Source organism: Mongoliitalea sp. (genome assembly GCF_054166905.1).
On the sequence record NZ_JBSZCK010000014.1, the window covers coordinates 61,635 to 83,362 of the forward strand.

The following is a 21,728-nucleotide window of genomic DNA, read 5'->3' on the forward strand; positions in this document are numbered from 1 at the left end:
GCCACTACTCATGGCACCTTTTGGGACTAACAATAAATTATGAGCTTTTAATTTCCACCATCCCACCAAGTTTTAGTCATGAAGAAATCTCCTCCAATCCTGCTAACAGCAGAACGGTAATTTTGAGGATTGTTACCAATTTCATCTTCCCAGTATCTTAGACGTCGAGGAATTTCATTCGCTTCAAATCTATTTGGATCTTGCGTAGGCTCTAAAACAGGAAACCCTGTTCTTCTCCAATTAGCCCAAGATTCAATTGAATTCAACCAGGTGGCTGCCCAATATTCTTCACCTATAAGACGGAGTTTGTCTTGTGTAGAGGCTGCTTCGAAACCTCTTCCTGCAATGTAAGCGCTGATCTCAGCAGGAGATCTAGCAAATGAGGCGTCAAAATCTACCCAAGAATTGATTGCGGCGGCAACTCCATTAGCAAAATGTGTTGATGCGTCAGAAGTAATCCAACCCAACACTGCGGCTTCAGCCTTCATTAACTCCACTTCGGCATAAGAAATTAACCAATAAGGATCTTCCCAATCTAAATATTTAAGGTTTAGCATGGAAAACATTCTATTACCGACACCGGGGGTATCAAATATTGCCACATCCTCCGGAGACAAGATTGTCCTTAGTGTAGCAGAATTATAACCATTTGGCATTCCTCTTTGCGCTGCTGGATCTGTATTCCAAGTTTCTGGTCTTTCCGGATCTCCTAACCCCCCAGACACTATCATCAATCTCGGATCATTATTAGCTTTCATCCAATCCATGAATGTTTTACTAATTTTACAATCTCTAGAATACTTGTACGTATTCCAAAGTCCATCATTTAATCCATTTCTATTGACACCAATAGGTCCCGTAGTAAAGTGAATGTAACCATTGTCTGCAATAGACTGAAATGCCCCACTATTATTTGCCTCTACAAAGACCTCTCTAGCCCTAGTAGGGTTAACCTTACTCATTCGCATAGCGATTCTCATCAATAGAGCGTTCGTAAACTTTCTCCATTGATCAAGATTGCCCCCGTACATAAAGTCCTGATTACCCAACCCACGAGCAGCAGGAGAAAATTTCCCTCTTGCATCTCTCAAAGAAGAAATCATATCTTCGTAGATTTCCTGCTGACTATCGTAAACTGGAAACCAATTTTCAGCACCTTCCAAACCTCTTCCTGCCTGGAAGTACGGTATATCACCATAAATGTCTGTCATTCTGTGCAAGTCAAATACACGCATAACTGTGGCTGCCGCATACACATTAGCTTCCGCAGGATCATCTTGGGTTCTATTGATCACATGAGAATATAAACGGATCACATCGGTATAATGACGCTCCATATAAGCTCCACTATATTGTGGATTGTAGAAATATTTATCCCCACTGAAATAACCAGCTAAAGATGCAATATGCTGTATCATTGGAGCAGCATATAATACATTTGCTCTAGTATTTTCATATTCACCAGCAATTCTAAGAGTCGCTAGAGAAAACAAAAATTGCATATCCATATCTGTTACCGCATTCGGATCCACATTGAGGTCTAATAGCTCTTGCTCATTACAAGATGAAAACACAAGTGTGAATGCTAATAAAATACCTATAAATTTATTAATCGTTTTCATAATTCTTTCAATTTAATTGTTCAGGGTATTTAGAAATTCACATTTATATTAAAACCAAAGTTTCTAGCCACTGGCATTGCAAAGAACTCTAAACCCTGAGCGTTACCTGACACTGTGTATGCTGACTCGGGATGGATATTTGGAACATTAGACCAAAGCAAAGCTAAATTCCTACCGACCAATGATATACTAGCAGACTCAAATGGGGTTTTAGCTAAAAGCGTCCTTGGTATTGTATAACCAAATGACAATTCTCTTAACTGAACAAAAGACGCATCATATACAATATTTTCAGTAACCTGCGCATAGCGACTATAATAATTATTCAACCAATAATTATTTGGATCACCAGTCACAGCTGGTATTTCCCACGTTCGGGCTTCACCATTTCTATCTACGCCAGACACTGTCAGACCACCATCACGTCCAACCAAAGTTTCTTTGTGCAATCCATTGGAATAAGCAAAAAAGTTTGTACCCGAAACTAAACTACCTCCGTATCTCATGTCTAGCAAAACCATCAACCTGAAACCCTTATAGGAAAAGTTATTAGCTAGACCCGCAGAAACTGGATGCCTTGCTTCTGCGATTGTCTCCAAACCATCTGTCCAAACAGGTAAGCCATCATCATCATATACTTTCTGCCCGTTGATAGTTTTATGCTTAAATCCAGCAATCATTCCAAGTGGCTGACCTACGATGTGACGAATTCTTTCTCTTCTTAATCGAGATTCATCAAGGTTGATAAATTCTATTGGGTCGCCTTCAGCGTCATTGCCTAAGCTGAGCACCATACTCTGATTATTCGCATAATTGAATGAGAAATCCCACTGAAAATCTTTATTCCTTATGGCTGTGATGTTCAATAATAATTCAACACCACGATTTCTCAACTCTCCTATATTAACAATTGTGGAATTGAAACCAGAGGTTGCAGAGATCCCAGTTGCCAAAATATCATTGGTGGTATTTCTATTATAATAGGCAAAATCTAAACCAATTCGATTATCTAAAAATCTGAAATCACCGCCAATTTCATACTCTGTGGATAAATATGGTTGAAGTGCATTATTCGGAATTGACCCATTATTGATTTGTCCAAGACTACCACCCAAGTGACCAGCGCCCACTAATCCATAATTGAGATTCAAAGCATAAGGCATTGGAGCTCCACCCCCTGTTTGTCCCCAAGAAGCTCTTAATTTTGTAAAAGTGATAGCTTTTGGCATTTCAATTACATCACTCAATACAAAACTTGTTCCTACAGAAGGGTAAAATAATTTACTATTATCTGGAGCTAAGGTAGAAAATTGATCTTGACGAGCTGTTAGGTTTAGGAACAAGAAGTTTTTGTATCCAAAATTTGCTGAACCAAATATAGAATTGATACCCCATTCAGAGAAGTTGTATCCGACTACTGGTTCAGCGACATTTCGAACACTGTGAAAGAATGGAACGACTAAATCATTCCCTCCACCACTCAATGCCTCACTTGACCTTCTCATTCTATTAGCGCCCACCATAGCATCCACCGAAAAATCTCCAAAATCTTTCTGTCCACCAATAAACAGATCTAAATTATCTTCTCTTAAAGTCAATTTTGTTAAATTATAACTTCCTCTAGGTCTGTAAGCAGTACCCCAAGGTTCGTAGGCATTATCGGTTCTCGCTTGATAGTCTGTACCCGCTCTACCCATGATATATAACCAATCAGTAATATCATATTTTAATGTAACCTGACCAAGAACCCTATCAGTAACGTCTGATCTTGAAAACTGATGTGCTGCCCAATAAGGATTGGTTTGGAAAACGTTTTGCTGATATCTTAACTCAAGTAAATCCTCATTTGCCCCCAACTTATCCCCAGGACCTCTTAAAGCAGAAAATGGTACATTGCCAGGTCTGTTGAAAACTGAGAAATTTGCATTCCCCGGAGAATCTGACAATCTTGGTCTATTTTGAGCATCTTGATTGGAGTATTGACCACTGAAATCTAAGGTCAACTTCTCTCCTAGTTTACTATTAATATTTACATTTAAAACCCTTCTTTTAAATCCAGCATTTGGCATGATATCCTCATTATGCAAGTCTGAATAAGCAAAACGATAGGTTGCCTTTTCATTTCCACCACTAAGCGCTACAGAATTATTGATAGTCATTCCAGTCCTATAGAAATCATTAATCCCCTCTCCTGTATGTGAGTAAGGTCTAGACACCCCATCAAACTGTATAGAAGGAACACCATCATATCTAGGCCCCCAATGTCCTTGACCAATTTCTATCGCCTCATCAGCGGTTAATGGCCTAAGACCATCCCTACCTGGACCAAACTCACGCTGATAGTCTGTTAAATCCCATGCTCTATCAAATGTGATATTACTATTTAAGGAAACTCCAATACCTTTTCTTGCTTTACCTGATTTAGTAGTAATCATGATCACACCATTTGCAGCTCTAGCACCATATAAAGCAGCGGCAGCATTCCCCTTCAAAACTGAGATACTCTCAATATCATCAGGGTTAATAGAAGCCAAACCATCTCCGCCATCATTACCTCCCCACATCCCGGCACTTCCAAGATTACCTGTCTCTATTGGCATTCCGTTAACCACATAGAGTGGCTGATCATTACCGGTTAAAGACGACCCTCCACGAATAACTACACGAGTAGAACCTGCGGCACCAGAAGCCGGAGGAGAAACATTCACTCCTGCAATTTTACCTGTTAGGGCATTACCCAAATTGATGGCTCTAGACTCCGTGAATTTATCACCTCCTACTTGGGTCACTGAATAACCTAATGCCTTTTTGTCTTTCTCCATCCCAAAAGAAGTGACTACTACTTCTGTCAAATCAGCTGTATCATCCTGTAAAGTCAAGTCAAGTTGCGAACGGTTACCAACTAATACTTCTTGGGCTTTAAAACCGATAAATGAAAATACCAGCACTGAGCTATTTGTAACTGGAATTGAGTACTTACCATCCAAATCGGTGGTAGTACCTGAGTTTGATTGCTTATCCAAGACATTGACGCCTGGAATAGGCTCACCTGTAGGATCAACTATCTTACCTGTAAGCACTCTTGTCTGGGCATAAGAATCTAAAACTATTAGTAAACTTAAGACCAGTGAAATCATTAATAGTACTGCTCTGTTCATAGGATTTAATTAAGGTTAATCATATTTATTTTGGGTTAGGTCAATTATTTGCGGGAAAACTCTTTGTGGGACTTTTATTATTTTTTTCAAAAACAAGGTTGTTTTTCATAAAACACAATTTCCAAGCTTATTTTAAAATCTAATTTCACGAAAGTGGAAAAAGAACCATTAAACCATCAATGATTTAGACTTATTCATAATTTAATACTTGTAAATGTATCAAAAAAAACCTGTTACAAAAACTTTTTATAATTTTTTTTTAAATAAGTGGCCAATCTTTTATAAATTATTAATTCAAATGAATTCTTTTACAAAATATTTTTATTCAAAAATACTCTAAAAGACCAACTTTTTAATTTTTTAGTGAAAGATACTTGTACTTAGTTGCATTTATTAAAAAACCTGATTAATCAACTATTGACCATAAAAAAAGCCTGACCTCAAAGAGATCAGGCTTAGATTCCTTACATTCTATGTATTACTTAATAAACAGCATTTCTCTATACTTCACCAAAGGCCAGAATTCATCATCTACGATCAACTCCAACTTATCGGCAGCATATCGGATCTTGTCAAAGTAAGCTTCTTTTACATCTGTACAATAACCTTTAGCTCTTACTACAATATCGTCCTCTTTATTCAAACGACGTCTCGCATCAATCATTTCATTGACATTTTGCTTCAACGATTCTAAATAACCTGTAATCTGATTGATGGTTTCAATTGCAGCTTTATTTTCCAAGCCCAAATTTTTTAAACCTGTTGCATTTTCAATCAATTTGTTTTGATACTGAATCGCTGTCGGAATCACATGATTCAATGCCAAATCTCCCATCACTCGGGATTCAATCTGCACTTTCTTAATGTAATTCTCTAGCATAATTTCATGTCGGGCATGCACTTCTAATTCATTCAACACCCCGTGCTTTTCAAACAAAGCAATTACTTTTTTGTCGCGATATGCATCTAAGGCAAAAGGCGTACTCTTCAAGTTTGATAAACCTCTTTTTTCTGCTTCTTGCGCCCACTCTTCCGAGTAGCCATCGCCTTCGAAACGAATTTTCTTACTATCCTTGATGTATTTTCTCAAGACATTAACAATAGCAATCTTCTTTTCTTTTCCAGCTGCCATTTCTTTCTCGATGTCTTTGGCCATCCCTTTAAGCACTTCAGAAACAATCACATTCAGTACAGTCATTGGACCTGCTGAGTTAGCGCTGGAACCTACTGCACGGAACTCAAATTTGTTTCCTGTAAAGGCAAATGGAGAAGTTCTGTTTCTATCGGTGTTATCTAAGATGATTTCAGGAATTTTAGAAATCCCTAATTTCATATACATGTTATCCCCCTTTTCAATTTTTACATTACCATTTTTCTCCAATTCATCCAATACAGAGGTAAGTGTAGAACCCAAGAATACAGACATGATGGCAGGAGGGGCTTCATTTGCACCCAAACGGAAATCATTACTTGCAGAAGCAATACTTGCTCTCAATAAATCTGCGTTGTCATAAACAGCTTTAACCGTAGCTACCACAAAGGTTAAAAACTGTAGGTTTTCACGTGCTGAACTACTCGGCTGAAATAAGTTGATACCCGTATCGGTTATCAAGGACCAGTTGTTATGTTTACCCGAACCGTTAACGCCTGCAAATGGCTTCTCATGGAATAATACTTTCAGGCTATGCTTTTCAGCAACTTTCTCCATTAAATCCATCAACAATTGGTTATGGTCAATAGCCTTATTGATTTCTTCAAACACAGGAGCAACTTCAAACTGCCCAGGAGCCACCTCATTGTGACGGGTAGAAACCGGAATCCCTAATTTATGTGCCTCAATCTCAAAATCCATCATAAAATCCTTCACACGATTTGGTATAGATCCAAAATAGTGATCTTCCAATTGCTGACCTCTTGCAGGATTATGACCGAATACGGTTCTACCAGCCATTACCAAGTCAGGTCTTGTTGCAAACAAAGCTCTATCAATGACGAAATACTCTTGTTCAACACCTAATGAAGGAATTACTTTACGGACATTTCTATCAAATAACTGACATATCTGTACAGCCGCATCGCTTACAGCCTCCATGGACTTCAATAAAGGCGTTTTATAATCCAATGCCTCTCCTGTATAGGAAACGAAGATAGTCGGAATACAAAGTGTCTTATCAAAGATAAAAATAGGAGAAGATGGGTCCCATGCGGTGTAACCTCTTGCCTCAAAAGTAGATCGAATACCTCCATTTGGAAAAGATGAAGCATCTGGCTCCTGCTGCACCAAAGATGAGCCCTTAAAACGCTCGATACCGGCATGTGCATCGAAAAAAGCATCATGCTTCTCTGCCGTAGAACCCGTCAGCGGTTGAAACCAGTGAGTGTAATGAGTTACACCTTTAGAAAGTGCCCATACTTTTACAGCAGATGCAATTTCTTCAGCAGTTGCAGGATCAATTTTCGCTCCTTTATCAATCGCTTCAGCTACTTTTTTATACACCGAAGGTGCCAAAGACTCCTTCATTTGTTTTGTTCCAAATACATGACTTCCATAAAAGTCAGAAATCTTAGTGGACGGTGGGGTTACAGGAATTTTTGGTCTTCCCTGCGCAATTAATAACGCTCTTTGTCTTAAAGTTGCCATTTTCTACAATATGTGGTTTGATTTTACACCCACAAAATTAAAAAAATATATGTATTCTAAAGCAAAAGACTAATTTTTTAACCCATTTTTGGAAATTTTTACACATTTTTCAAAAAATCTACTCGATTTGAGGCCAAAATAGCTCAAAAATAGTGTGTTTGAGCTCAAAAAATAGAAAATTGAAAAATCTCACTTATTCCTTACCTTTGTGCCTCGTAAATAAGCAATTCCCGTGAAAAAAGTAGCATTCTATACCTTGGGTTGTAAGTTAAACTATTCTGAGACCAGCACGATCAGCAGAATGTTTGAGCAGAAAGGGTATCAAAAGGTAGAATTCGAACAAAATCCAGATATTTTCATCATCAACACCTGTTCGGTGACCGAAAATGCGGACAAGAAGTGTAAAAAAATTGTCAAAGAGGCAAAAAAGATATCTCCGGATTCTTATGTGACCATCATCGGGTGCTATGCCCAACTCAAACCACGTGAGATTGCAGAAATCAACGGGGTGGATGCTGTATTGGGAGCTGCCGAAAAATTTCGCTTAATCGAATTATTGGATGGGTTTGCCAAAGAACAAGAAACTAAAGTGCTTGCCTCCGAAATCCAAGAAGCCAAGTCATTCAATAATGCCTACTCCATGCACGACCGTACACGTACTTTTTTAAAAGTACAGGATGGGTGTAACTATGGATGCGCATTTTGCACGATTCCATTAGCAAGAGGGAAAAGCCGAAGTGATAGCATCCAAAATATTCTACAATCTGCTCATGAAATCGCTCAGACTGATGTAAAAGAAGTGGTACTCACAGGAGTCAATATTGGTGACTTTGGAATTCATGAAGGAAAAAGACAAGAAAAATTCATCGATCTGATACAGGCATTGGATACAGTCGAAGGGATTGAGCGATTCAGGATTTCTTCCATAGAGCCAAATCTATTGACAAATGAATGCATTGAATTTGTAGCTACTTCTAAAAACTTTGTTCCACATTTTCATATTCCACTACAATCGGGCAGCAATACTATATTGAGGAGAATGGGGAGAAGGTACTTACGGGAGCTGTATGAGGACCGAGTAGCAAAAATCAAAACACTCATGCCTCACTGCTGCATAGGTGTGGACGTAATCGTCGGCTTTCCTGGAGAAACGGATGAATTATTTTTGGAGACCTATAACTTCTTAAATGAATTAGACATCTCTTATTTGCATGTGTTTACTTATTCAGAACGCGCAAATACCCGTGCGGTAGAAATGGATGGTATTGTTCCTATGAAAAAGAGAAATGAGCGATCCAAAATGCTCCGAATCCTCTCGGAGAAAAAACGCAGGAAATTTTACGAAGAAAATCTAGGCAAAACATTTACAGTGCTGTTTGAAGAAGATGTTGAAAATGGTCAGATGCATGGATTTACTGAAAATTACATCCGTGTAGCCGCCAAGTACGATCCTCTTTTAGTGAATGAACTCAAAACAGTCACCTTAACTTCCATCAATGAAAATGGTAATGTGGAAGTAATTGAACCAGAATTAATCTATGAAAAACATACTTGAAAAGGAACTTCCATCAGTTCCTTTTCAAGACAATCTTAGCTTTATCAGCCTGTTCTACGACTGACAGAAAGTTTACATATTCATTATACAAAGAACCTTCATACACGCCATCTCTCATCTCAACTTTCCGATACACCACTATACCTGTGTCATGTAGTTGGTACTCATTTTTAAAATACCCAAAACTAGTCTCCATCGTTACCGATTTTGGCAAATTCTCCACGGTGTAGCCTTTTGGCAAGGTAAATCCAAATTCATCTTCGTCGATAAATCCCAATACTATTTCAAAATCTGTAGTACGGTTATCTGTAAGAGGAAGTGAACTTCTCAAGGTATTGAACTGATTGGGCTGGAAAAACAACCGGTTACCTGTCAGACTTCCAAAATTCTTAGACTGTATACTTGCCTCAAACCTAGCTTCAGGAACTGCCGATGGGATGATATCAAAAGTGTAAGAATCAACAGTCATGGAAGATAATTTATACATAGTCAAAGCCCATTTTTTCTTTTCCTGCTCCCCTGCTCTCGCTATATCTAGCAATCGGTTATTTTCTGCTTGTAGTCCTTTGGCAAATAACTGAATGGAACCTTTCATATCCCCTGTCTCAAGTAAGTCAAATGATGCTTTATGTACCTGAACATTCTCAGCAAATCCATATTTAGGTGTTCGAACAAGCTTCCCTCCACTTGGTGTAATCAACAGCGCATATCTATCCGATGTGAAATCAGACAAATACCCAAAAGGATTGTTTTGATCCGTACATTCTAAAAATAAATGGTCATCATCCCCTTGAGGAACAGTTAATATCACATGATTGAAATAATCCGCTGTAAATTCAGGGTAGACTTGTCGTGGATTATTACCTCCATAAATCAAGGTGTAATAATTCTCAATACCTACTACATCCAATAATGCCCCCATGTAATTGGACAAGGCTTTACAATCGCCAAAGCCATTTTTTTCAACATTCATAGCATCAAAGGGAACCAAACCACCCAACCCAAGCTGAATACTTACGTAGCGTGTTTTATTCTGCATGTAACGGTACAAAGCTTGGATTTTTTCCGCATCAGTCTGTAATCCCTCAGTCAGTGTTTTGACATCCTCAATTGTTTGGGGAGGAAGTTGTCTTTTGCCTTGATTCAGTCCATAAAACCATGCCCCCATTTCTTCCCATGAGTTCAAATTTCCTGCGAAACCATCATAGACAAAATCTGCCGGAGAAACCAATAAGCTAAAATAATTCTGACTGTTGCGTGCACTTAATGGCTCAACTTTTACTGGGTTCAACTCAAGCATCTCCCAGGTATAAATCACTCGGTCAGCTTCATTTTTGACGAGCTTGTAGTCATCGGAAATTGTTTTTGAAAAAAAGCGAATCTGTTTATCCCTGGGAACACTATAACTGACACTGGCTTTTTGAACTGGTATTTTTGTATAAATCTGAGGGCTCCATGAAGGAATATAATACAAATTAGGGTATTCTACTTCATAATCAAAGCTCACCCGATAAGGCAGCTTATGCTGTTGAATATCCAATACTTTTACACGGTTATCCTCATACACCGAAAAAGAGCTGAAATTGCTGTAATCCTGTATATCAGACTTTTTAAATTTATAGATCGATTTCCCAAGCAAATCAGTTGCCTCTCCTGTGATACTTTTTACTTTGATACTTTTGGTATAAGGAACAGTAAGAACAGCCAGCGCATTAGCATCTGTTTTTAAAATCGTAGCACTGATTTTCTTCCGTACGGTAAATTTACCAGAAGCATCTACCGTTACTTCTTGTGTGCTCTCATGAATAATTGCCGGTGCGTTCTTCCATTCATCTGGCAATTGATCTACACCAAACAACTGAGCTTGTTGGGCAACTGTAGAAAATATGCAACAGAAAATAAATAAGATCGAAACACTAAATCGCATTGGAGGTCTTTTTTAAGACAATCATTTCTTTTTGTTTCTTAGACATTTCTTGGAAGAAAACCTTCAGCTCTCCATATTCTTTTGTAGTAAACATGGTTTCATTCAGCTGATAATTCACCATAACTTGGAGTTTATTGGCAGCTATTTGAGAGATTCGATAGCTATACACAATTTTTTTATCCTGAAAATTCATCAACTGCGATTTTGGCATTTCATCTATTTCGTATCCTTCCGGAATTTCTAAGGTATACACTAATTGTCTTTTGGCTGGATAAATAAAATCAATTGGAAAGTCCCTTTTTTCTTGATTGAATGGATTAACTGCCAAGACCCCTTCCTCAAATGGGGCTAAGTAAATCAATTGCTGAAGATTGGATGCTCCCTCCCCCGCTACTACTGTGAGTTTTTCAACAAAAGGTAAATCCTTATTGGACTCATTTTCCATTGCATAATCTTTAATGGTCCAAGTCTTGCCTTGCGTACGAAGATCATCCATATATTTTTCTTTCCCATCACTCTGGATTTTTCGACGAACCTGAGATGATTGATAACCAAAAGAATTTCGTTGAATTTCCTGAATTTGACCTTGGTCCGTAATACTGACATTCACAAGAGAGGCATAAGAATTAACTTTTGAATTTTTCAAATCCGTCCATTTCGCTCCGCCTGAAACCACTATTAAACCTGTATTGTTGATTGCTCTGGTAGGTAAATATCCGAAAGGTAATGATGCGTCTGTCGCATCCACCAATAAATTTTGATCTTCTAACTGCACCAAACTTATAACATAATTCAACTTATGCATAACAGGGTTGGAAGGGTTCAAAAACCCCTTATCTCTACTGGTACTCACCACCGCATATGCATTCAATCCCAACTCCTGCAAGAGCAAGGTTTGAAGCAAATTGATTTCTGCCACAGAGCCTTTTCCTTCTTTGTACACCTTATCCAAGGACTTTCTGGGATAGATGCCGCGGGTACCATCCCAAGCAACAGTTGAAGTAAGGTGATTGTAGACAGCGATGATTTTTTCTTCAGGAGTCTCCAAGCCATCAGTAATTTGCTGAGCTAACTCTTTGGAAAACTTTCCTTTGGTTAGATGCTTTCCAAAATCCTCATCTTTTAACAATGACTCAGCCACTTCCTGCCAAGAGCCTGTAATTTGCTGCGGTTGAGTATTTGGAAACTGAACCGACTTCAATTGTAAGTCCACCCTTGATGCATAACTAAAAGGATTGTCAATATAAGGTTCAGATTTTAAGCCTGGAGCATTCCTTACTGCCAGCGTAATCTTTCGGGTACTGTAATCTACCCGATGTGAAGAAGATTGAGAGGTTGTGGTAACTCTTGTGTTCACTCTTTCGGTTTCCATCCAGCTTGCCACACCAGCACCTGCAGTCTGCTCGTTTTTGGCAAATTTCAAATGACCTTGAGTAGTCTGAGCATAAGTGAAGTATTCTGGATATTCAAAGCTGTATTCACTCCAAACTGTTGGAATCTCTTCCTGAAAAAACCATTCCCTCACATAGTTGAACAAATCTGATGTCAATTCATAATAAATCTCCACTACTGCCCCTTCGCGGACTGAAGGTGGGGAAACCTTTTTGATGGCATAAGTTTTGGATACTGCTTCATCAAAAATATTTTCCTTATCAATTTTCTGCTTGACCAGTTTTCCGTTTTCTTCATAATGGACAAAACCTTTTAGGGTATTCAACCCATCAGTTCTTCCTGTAAATTTATAATAAGGAATTTCTAAATCCGCATGTGACAAACCATCCTTATTCAAGATCTTCACCACCCTATAAACCCTATACTTAATTAGAAATCCATTACTTTGCTGATACTGGATTTCTGCATGCGAACTCGAGTGCAATATCACCGCAGGATCATCAGGATAAGAATCCTGATGCTTTTTGGTGATTAAATCATTCGGAAGTTTTCCAAATTTTAAATCTGCTTGCGCAACAACCTGACTAAAAGTAAGGCAACTGATGAGTAGAAATCCTCCAAAGGATCTCAAAAATGAATTTTTCATAAATGCTGGAACTAACAGTCTACAAATTAAAAAAACACACCAACTAAAACAAGTGGATTAGTTAATATTTTTGAAATATTTAAATTTTTTTTTGAAAAATAAAAACTCAGATTTCCCCTTTTTTCATTTGCTCAACAGCATAATTAACGGCCCTTGCTGTCAATGCCATATAAGTGATGGACGGATTTTGTGTGCCTGTGGAAGTCATACAAGCTCCATCGGTTACAAATACGTTTTTACAGGCATGCATTTGATTAAATCCATTGAGCATGGAGGTCTTCGGGTCTCGGCCCATACGCACTCCTCCCATTTCATGAATATCTAATCCCGGTGATTGCTTGGTATCTATTGCGCGGATATTGGTACACCCGGCAGCATCCAGCATTTCCGCCCCCTGTTCAAAAAAATCCTTTACTATTTTCTCATCATTGTCATCATAGTCCACAGACACCACCAGTTGAGGAATACCCCATGGATCCACCAAATCCTTGCTCAGGCGCACATGATTGGCCTCCTTTGGAATGGTTTCCCCCTGCATCATCATATACACATGCCAAGGACCTGGCTCTGAATTGAGTTCTTTAAATTGCTCACCAAAAGGCGCATCCCTTACACCTCCCCACCCACCTCTGCCAGCAGTATAGAAGGTCATGTAGCCTCTGAGAAAATCCATTTCCTGCTGGTGGACATTACGGAAATTGGGAAGCATTACAGCTGTGGGCCTTCTTCCAAAATAATACTTATCTTCATAGCCAGGCACATCAGCAAGGATATTTCCTCTGTAATTATGGAATGCAATATATTTCCCTAATATACCGTGGTCATTACCAAGACCCTGGGGGAATCTATTGGATAAACTGTTGAGTAAAATCAAATTGGTATTTAAACAGGCTGCATTCAAAAAAATCACTGTTGCAAAATACTCTTTTATCTCATTTGTCTCAGCATCTACTACCCGTACCCCCGTTACCTTTTCTAATCGGTCATCATAGATAAGAGAATGAACGACAGAGTCAGGGCGAATAGTCAAGTTACCCGTAGCCATGGCTGCGGGCAATGTCGCAGAGTTGGAGCTAAAGTAAGCACCATAAGGACATCCACGATAGCATTGATTTCTAGCCATGCACTGACCTCTGCCCATTTGAAGGTGATGTTCTTGAGGCTTTGTCAGATGAGCGCATCGGCCTATCATTACATTTCTATCAGAATACTTTTCGAGTATTCTTTTGCGAATATCCTCCTCTACACAATTCATGGTCCATGGAGGCAAAAACTCTCCATCAGGAAGCGTATCTACACCATCCCTATTCCCACTAATCCCAACAAAACGCTCAACATAACTATACCAAGGGGCAATATCATCATATCGAATGGGCCAATCTACTGCAAACCCATCACGGGCAGGCCCTTCAAAGTCATACCTACTCCAGCGCTGTGTCTGCCTCGCCCACGTGAGTGATTTTCCACCAACTTGATACCCCCGAATCCAATCAAATGGTTTTTCTTGCTGATAAGGATGCTCTTGGTCTTTAACAAAAAAGTGCTTCGTATCTTCCGCATAGGCATAACATCGATTGACTATGGGGTTAGACTCTTTATCATCCAATGTAATTTTATTCCGATGAGGCATTTCCCAAGGACTGGCAAGACTTGTAGGATAGTCCGACTTATGCTGAACCATTCGACCACGTTCTAGTACTAAGGTTTTCAAGCCTTTTTCACATAACTCCTTTGCCGCCCAACCGCCACTGATACCAGACCCTACCACAATTGCATCATAGGTATTTTCAGCCATTTTATTCGTATCTAAGTGACTCAATAGGATCCAGTCGGCTGGCCTTTCTAGCAGGGAAATACCCGGATGCCAATCCTACAAAAATACAGATCAAGAAAGCGACAATAATCCAGGTCCATGGAATCAAAAAACCTCCCGGACCTATCGCATTGGCAACTAGATTACCAATTCCAATACCCAAAATCACACCAAGGATACCCCCTAGTATACAAATCACGATGGCCTCTATCAAAAACTGCTGCCGAATTCGAAGCGGTGTTGCGCCCAAAGCTTTCCTTATTCCAATTTCTCGGGTACGTTCTGTCACTGAAACCATCATTATATTCATCAGACCTATAGCCGCTCCTAATAGTGTAATGAAACCAATTCCAAAACCTCCAATTCTTAGATATCCAGCCACTTCTTCCAAGGTTTCACCTACAGATCTACTTTTGGCAATTTCAAAAGAATCTTCTTCTCCCACACGGTCCTGTCGTACTTTACGCATCAAACCTGTGGCCTGCCCCATTTCATAATCCAATCGCAAGGGATCTGATCCACTTACTGTCAAAGTATATCGAAAGGCACCTCTCCGATCCAAGCGTACGCCGTTTTCTATCGGAATAAAAACAGCTCTATCAGCACCCGGTCCTCCGCCTACACTCCCTTGCTTCTCTAGAATCCCTATAATAGTGTATCGATTGCCAAATACTGTAATAGTCTGATTTAACGCATCCTCGTTTTTATCGAACAAGGTTTCAATCACATCCTGACCAATCACACATACATTATTTCCGTACTGCAATTCAGTCGCAGAGAAATTTCTACCCGTTTCAATCTTTAAAGCTTTGATTTTAAAGTACAAATCATCTACAGCTGTTACTCGGACATTAGGATTAGTTTTTTTAGAACCTCTCTTTACTTCTGCTGCCCCTGAAACAGTTGTGAATATGGTGGAAGGCGCAGTGTTATTAAAATCACTTTGAAAAGACTTTAATTCACGATACTTGACCAAGGGAAATGATTTTTGAACTTTCCCTTCCTGTACAGAAGATCCACCGGAAAAACCTTTGGATCTAATATCAAAATTACTAGCACCAAGACCTGAGAAACTATCTTCGATTTGGGCTTTGATGCCGTCGATAGCCGTAAGCATCCCCACCAACGCAGTAATACCGATAGCAATAATAGTTCCCGTCAGAATGGTTCTAAGCAAATTAGATTTTACAGACCTGAGGGCTTCCTTAATATTTTCGACCAAATTCATAGAATGTTCGGGTTTGAACAGAATTAAAAATTTCTTTCAATACAGACCTTAATATTAAGGAATAAACATGAAACTATACGTAGAATTTATCCAAAAAGAACAAATCAGTCCATCAATGCATACGATCCCCGCGAATCTCTAGATTTCGGATAACCTTGGCCTCAAAGTCCAGCCATTCCTGCCATCGAGTATTGACTTTAGCTGTATCATAAATCTCTCGGGCCAACTCAATGAAATTTACATAATGCCCAGCCTCGGAGATCATCAGTTCATAGTAAAATTTCTTCAATTCCTCGTCTCGTATATGCTGATATAACAGCTTGAAACGCTCACAGCTTCTTGCTTCGATTAAGGCGTTCATCAAGAGATACTCTGTCAATTGCTGCTGCCGACTGCCTCCTTTTTTCACAAACTGAGAGAGCTGCACCACATAATCATCTTTTCTCGGCTTGCCCAATTCCATTCCACGCTTTTTTAAATGCTCCAAAACGCGTTCAAAATGCCCCCATTCCTCAGCTACAACAGGCGTCAACACATCCACCAATTCTGGAAAATCGAAAAAATTTACAATTAACGATATACAAGAAGATGCCGCTTTTTGCTCGCAGTATGCATGGTCCACCAAAATATCCTCAATATTCATTTCTGCAATATTTACCCAACGCGGATCTGTAGGCAACTTAAGATGCAACATCTTCTGTCGTGTACTTTCTTCCCAACTCATAATCTAATCAAATAAAGGCCAGCTAATTCCAATATCAAATACCCTACGAAGACCTGTATAATACGGTGTTACGAAATATCCCGGCTGCTGCAGGGTATTGATATTTAAATGATTGAATCGAAATAAGATGCGAGTACGGTTAATTCGGGCATTGATAAAAAAATCTACAATAGGATATGCAAACACATTGAATTCATCCTGCAAGAAAAACTGTTGCATGGCGGGGTTATAGTTATCAGCAAAAAAATCATCCCTAAATCGACCATCAACCCCAATTTGCACATACAAGTTATCATTAAACATAGGGGATTCATAGTACACCCTAGAATTGATAAACCAAGATGGAATACGGAAATTATTTGCTCCCTCACCTTCTAACAAGGTGTAGTAAACTTCAGATTCCCAGAAGAGTTTTTTTCGGAGATTGACCGAGGAGCGGATACCAGGAATCACCATAAATACCTCAGCATTGGATTGGGTAGCTTGCTGTTCTTGGTTGAAGAAGACGTAATTATTAATTCTATTCAATGTCAAGTTTGGACGAATCGTAAAATAACGTCCATCAATTTTCAACATGCCTTGAATCTGATCTAAGCCTGTATTAGAAAAGCGATTGCTCCAACGATGATGATTACCCCGAGCAAGCTGCTGAAAAGAGGTGGGTCTATAGAGTGCTTTTGTGTAAGAAGCCTCTAACCAAGGAGACACAAACAATCCTTTGATTCTAAATGCATCTGGAAATAAATACTCACCCTCTGCCTCAAATCTCCACTGTTCTGTGATATCTCCTCTTAAGGCACCTCCTACAGAAACTTCCGTGAATCCATTATCTGCCACAAAAAAAGGACTTCTCATTCTACCGGTACGGTATTTCAAAAAGGCATTGTAATAAATAGGACCTAAATCACCTTTGAATCCAACTTCATTTCTCCACTCTAAAAACTGATTGTTATTAAAGGTACTATCTACATTATTGAAGCGTTCAGGGTTGAAACGATTAAAAAAGGCTGAGTCTGGAGAATTCAAATTAGTCCTAAAGGTAACTTCTTGATTTCTCCGATCGATCACATGATACAACTGCCATCCTTTGACTAGTTCATACTCTTGATAAAGATGTATATCCTGTCTTAAATCCGAAGCCCGGGAATTTCGTAACCAGACTTTTGCATCCTCATATGCGAACAGTAAGGAATTTTCATCAATAGTAGGAGATATAATTCCGCCCTGTTCATTGACTTTGTGGAGCATTCGGGAAAAACTAGCCAACAATAAATACCTATCATTCTCAGACTTGTACGAGGTATGCATAGAATAAGCATTTTGCTCTGCCAAGTTATCATCCCTTCGGTTGGGGTTCAGCGTTTTTCTGGCACGGATGGTATGGAAGTTGAAACCAACATTCCATCGTGGGTTAACATTTCTGGCAAAAACGATATCCAATAAATTTCTATTTCCTCCACCATAAAAGGCATTCATCGATGTGTAGGGTGACTTCGTATCGTAATACTTCATGCTATCCGTAGAGTTATAATACAGATCGTAAGCATGAAATCCACTTGTCGTCCCGATCATGACCGGTGCTTGATAAAACAAAGGTTTAGCTGCACTTCCAACATTTCCCAAGTCTTGGAACTTCCAGCCACTATTCGCATTAGGCTCGTAATAATGAAAATTATCTAACAAGGTATCCACCTCGTATTTTTTCATCCGATTACGTTTGATATCTTTTTCTAAAAAATATAGGGTTGTTTTAGGCCCATAGACCATCTTGGTAGAGTCATCGATCAATTTCTTTCTACCGGTTTGATCTCCTCGCTCTTGGTCAGGATTTCCTTGCTGCTCTCTATTTTGACCTTGATTGGGAGGAAATCCTTGATTTTGTCCGGGAAGCGGGCGCTGTGCCTGTGCAATTGACACAAGCATCATACAGCTTAATAAGAAAAATACGTACTTAATTTGCTTCTCCATCCGTTAATTTATCCTCCAACAGCTTTAACAGGTGCTCCTGCAGCAAATGCTGATCAGTTGCATCGAAAGTCATCATCATTGGCATGGCAAAAATCGGAATTTCTTCCAAAAATTCACTAAATGCCTGCACATTAAGTTTAGTCACATCCTTTTCCGTGGTCAAAAGAACCCAATCAGGGTTTTTCTTCAACTTTTCAGCAAGCATTTGGAGATCTGATTTAGAATACCGGTGATGATCTCCAAACGTCACCACTTCCTCTAAGGTATAGCGATTCTCCACTTCTTTTTTCAGCACGGTATCATCTGCGATTCCTGACACCAACAACACCTTACCAGTCCATGTTTTAGCTGCTTTTGAAACTGGATAAGGCTCTCCATATTGCAGACTGCTAAACAACACAGGCGTATGTTGACTGCTTGTATACTTATGGATTTCATGCTGAAAGCGATATTTTTCATCCCTAGATAGATTCCTGGGACATTTGGTCACTACTACTAAATCTGCTCTTTTAGCACCAAATCTATTTTCACGCAAAGTCCCCAGAGGAATCACATGATCTTCAAAAAATGGTTTTTGATAGGTTGTAAGCAGCACATATCCATCCGCTTTTACATAACGATGTTGGAAAGCGTCATCCAATAAAATGATATTCGTATCAGGCCTTAAAGCAATCAATTCTGGAATAGCCATGACCCGCTGTTCCCCTACTGCTACACTTACAACCTTGCCAAACTTGGTATAAATCTGAAATGGTTCATCTCCAATTTGCTTGGCATCAGAAGAATCATTTGCCAATATAAACCCGCTTGTTTTTCTTCCATATCCCCTACTTAATACTGCCAATTGATACTGTTTCTGAAACATGCGAATCAGAAACTCGATCATGGGAGTTTTACCCGTACCTCCCCAACTCAAGTTTCCGACTGCAATACTTGGCACAGCAAAGGAAATCATCTTCTTTTTCCCTGAATCAAAACGATGATTTCGGTAAGCGGTGGCCTTATCATACACCTTGGACAATAGATAGAATAAAGGATTATATGTGGGCATTAGGGAAATTTAAGTACTTTTGAATGAAACAAAGTAAAGGAAAATATATGGCATATACGATTCGGGAAGTTGTTTCTTATTTAGAGCAAATTGCTCCTCCTGCTTATCAGGAATCTTATGACAATGCACAGTTGATTACAGGTAACTCTCAGGCTGCTGTGAAGGGAATCCTATGTACCTTAGACGCCACAGAGGAAGTGGTCCAAGAAGCTATTGAATATGGATGCAATTTGATCGTCGCACATCACCCCATCGTATTCAAAGGACTCAAGAGTTTTACTGGAAGAAATTACGTGGAGAGGACTGTGATTCTAGCGATTAAGCATGATATTGCAATTTATGCGATCCATACCAATCTGGATCATGTTGCGCATGGAGTCAATAAAAAAATCTGTGATCGGCTTGGCTTGGAGAAGACCAAAGTTTTAGCTCCCAAAAAAGGATTACTTTCCAAATTGGTAACCTTCGTACCGAAAAACGCCAGCGACAAAGTCATGCAAGCACTCTTTGAAGCTGGAGCTGGGGAAATTGGAGAATATTCTTCCTGTAGCTTTTTATTGGATGGCACAGGTACTTTTACACCTTCTCAAAAAGCCAATCCATATGTAGGTAATCCTGGCAAGCCACATCAAGAACCTGAAACACGCATAGAAGTATTACTACCGACCCATATAGAGCGACAAGTACTGGGAGCGCTCAAGAATGTCCATCCTTACGAAGAAGTCGCTTATTACTTACAAACCCTTGAAAATGAACATCAGGAAGTAGGCGCAGGCATGGTTGGTGAGTTGACTGACCCTATGAGCGGGGAAGCCTTCTTAGCACACTTAAAGCATTCAATGAACTTAAAAGTAGTTAAGCATACAAAGCTCCTGGATAAACCTGTTACCAAAATAGCTGTATGCGGAGGTGCTGGCATTTTCTTACTTTCCCAAGCTAAAAAATCTGGGGCTCAATTTTTTATAACATCTGATGTAAAATACCATGAATTCTTTGATGCTGAAAATCAGATTGTTATTTGTGACATTGGACATTATGAAAGTGAAATCTACACAAAAGAATTATTGGCAGACATTTTGTCGCAAAAATTTACTAATATTGCACTCTATTTGACAAAAGTAGTTACGAATCCCATAACTTACATATAGTACATGGAAAGTACAGTTGCACAGAAGCTTGAAGCCTTATTAAACCTTCAGAAAATAGATTCCAGACTTGATTCAATTTTTAAAGTTAGAGGCGCTCTACCCGAAGAAGTTCAAGACCTAGAAGATGAAATAGCCGGATACGAGACAAGATTGGATAAATTCCAGTCTGACATCCAAACGCTTGATGATGATATCAAACGATTCAAAGAGAACATCAAAGAATCGGAGAAGTTGATCAAAAAGTACACCGAGCAGCAGATGAACGTCAGAAACAACAGAGAGTATGACGCAATCACCAAAGAATTGGAACTTCAAGATTTGGAAATCCAGGTTTCTAAAAAGAAAATCGGAGAAGCACAAGCCAAAATTGAACAGAAAAATACAGATGTCGAAGCTTTGAAAGAAGTGTTGAAAGACAGACAGAAGGATTTGGATGGAAAGAAGGGTGAATTGGATACCATCGTTGCTGAAAGTGAAGCGGAAGAGGCTAAATTAAACAACGACAAGGAGAAAGCTTCCAAGAAAATTGAAGAAAGATTGTTGAAATCTTACACCAAAATCAGACAAAACGCGAAAAACGGTTTGGCGGTAGTAATGGTGAAAAGAAATGCTTGTGGCGGTTGCTTCAACGTGGTACCTCCTCAAAGGCAAGCAGATATCAGAGAAAAGAAAAAATTGATTGTTTGTGAACATTGCGGTAGAATCTTCGCTGGTGTAGAAGATGAGGTGGAAGAAGAGGTAACAACCAAGAAAAAAAGAAGCAGCAGAGCTTAATACTAAAACCCGGAAAATCCGGGTTTTATTTTTTTGTGGAAACAGTTTTTTGGAAAGCTCGTTAAACTTTCATAAGTTTCT

Annotated in this window: 13 protein-coding genes; 3 read left to right on the plus strand and 10 right to left on the minus strand. The window is 39.2% G+C overall.

Annotation, left to right across the window (positions count from 1 at the left end; all coding sequences use genetic code 11):
• Positions 1 to 47: 47 nt before the first annotated feature.
• The 3 genes from ACXIUD_RS04245 to ACXIUD_RS04255 all read right to left on the minus strand — a co-directional run bounded on the left by ACXIUD_RS04245 (position 48) and on the right by ACXIUD_RS04255 (position 7,421).
• The gene (locus ACXIUD_RS04245; protein ID WP_189579440.1) at positions 48 to 1,622 is read right to left on the minus strand and encodes a SusD/RagB family nutrient-binding outer membrane lipoprotein; all 1,575 of its coding nucleotides are present in this window, start codon (positions 1,620 to 1,622) and stop codon (positions 48 to 50) included.
• Between the two features lie 29 nt (positions 1,623 to 1,651).
• Positions 1,652 to 4,780 (minus strand): SusC/RagA family TonB-linked outer membrane protein, encoded by a 3,129-nt coding sequence (locus ACXIUD_RS04250; RefSeq protein WP_458051375.1) that lies wholly within the window; start codon positions 4,778 to 4,780, stop codon positions 1,652 to 1,654.
• A 478-nt stretch (positions 4,781 to 5,258) separates the two neighbouring features.
• A complete protein-coding gene (locus ACXIUD_RS04255) occupies positions 5,259 to 7,421 on the minus strand; it encodes a glutamine synthetase III family protein (protein ID WP_458051376.1) in 2,163 nt (720 codons plus the stop codon).
• Positions 7,422 to 7,653: 232 nt separating this feature from the next.
• On the opposite strand from ACXIUD_RS04255, the gene mtaB reads away from it, so the two are divergent.
• Positions 7,654 to 8,976, plus strand: coding sequence for a tRNA (N(6)-L-threonylcarbamoyladenosine(37)-C(2))-methylthiotransferase MtaB (mtaB, locus tag ACXIUD_RS04260; RefSeq protein WP_458051377.1), 1,323 nt, complete (start codon positions 7,654 to 7,656; stop codon positions 8,974 to 8,976).
• A 13-nt stretch (positions 8,977 to 8,989) separates the two neighbouring features.
• Here mtaB and ACXIUD_RS04265 read toward each other — a convergent pair whose 3' ends face one another.
• The 7 genes from ACXIUD_RS04265 to lpxK form a co-directional block, all read right to left on the minus strand.
• Positions 8,990 to 10,903 carry a DUF3857 domain-containing protein gene (locus ACXIUD_RS04265; protein ID WP_458051378.1) on the minus strand — a complete coding sequence of 638 codons (1,914 nt, stop codon included), beginning with the start codon at positions 10,901 to 10,903 and terminating at the stop codon, positions 8,990 to 8,992.
• Positions 10,893 to 12,941: a DUF3857 domain-containing protein gene (locus ACXIUD_RS04270; protein WP_458051379.1), complete on the minus strand. Its 2,049-nt coding sequence runs from the start codon at positions 12,939 to 12,941 to the stop codon at positions 10,893 to 10,895. Before ACXIUD_RS04270 ends, ACXIUD_RS04265 begins: the two co-directional genes overlap by 11 nt.
• A 106-nt stretch (positions 12,942 to 13,047) precedes the next feature.
• Positions 13,048 to 14,736: a GMC oxidoreductase gene (locus ACXIUD_RS04275; protein ID WP_458051380.1), complete on the minus strand. Its 1,689-nt coding sequence runs from the start codon at positions 14,734 to 14,736 to the stop codon at positions 13,048 to 13,050.
• 1 nt (position 14,737) lies between these two features.
• The gene (locus ACXIUD_RS04280; protein ID WP_458051381.1) at positions 14,738 to 15,982 is read right to left on the minus strand and encodes an ABC transporter permease; all 1,245 of its coding nucleotides are present in this window, start codon (positions 15,980 to 15,982) and stop codon (positions 14,738 to 14,740) included.
• A 112-nt stretch (positions 15,983 to 16,094) separates the two neighbouring features.
• Entirely contained in the window at positions 16,095 to 16,706 is a 612-nt protein-coding gene (gene miaE / locus ACXIUD_RS04285) for a tRNA isopentenyl-2-thiomethyl-A-37 hydroxylase MiaE (protein WP_458051382.1), read from the minus strand.
• A gap of 3 nt (positions 16,707 to 16,709) precedes the next feature.
• A complete protein-coding gene (locus ACXIUD_RS04290; RefSeq protein WP_458051383.1) occupies positions 16,710 to 18,674 on the minus strand; it encodes a putative porin in 1,965 nt (654 codons plus the stop codon).
• A complete protein-coding gene (gene lpxK, locus ACXIUD_RS04295; RefSeq protein WP_458051384.1) occupies positions 18,658 to 19,725 on the minus strand; it encodes a tetraacyldisaccharide 4'-kinase in 1,068 nt (355 codons plus the stop codon). The genes ACXIUD_RS04290 and lpxK overlap by 17 nt, the downstream gene beginning before the upstream one ends.
• Positions 19,726 to 19,772: 47 nt before the next feature.
• On the opposite strand from lpxK, the gene ACXIUD_RS04300 reads away from it, so the two are divergent.
• Both ACXIUD_RS04300 and ACXIUD_RS04305 read left to right on the plus strand, forming a co-directional pair.
• Positions 19,773 to 20,873: a Nif3-like dinuclear metal center hexameric protein gene (locus ACXIUD_RS04300; protein ID WP_458051531.1), complete on the plus strand. Its 1,101-nt coding sequence runs from the start codon at positions 19,773 to 19,775 to the stop codon at positions 20,871 to 20,873.
• Between the two features lie 3 nt (positions 20,874 to 20,876).
• Positions 20,877 to 21,647 (plus strand): zinc ribbon domain-containing protein, encoded by a 771-nt coding sequence (locus ACXIUD_RS04305; protein WP_458051385.1) that lies wholly within the window; start codon positions 20,877 to 20,879, stop codon positions 21,645 to 21,647.
• The last annotated feature ends 81 nt before the right edge of the window (positions 21,648 to 21,728 follow it).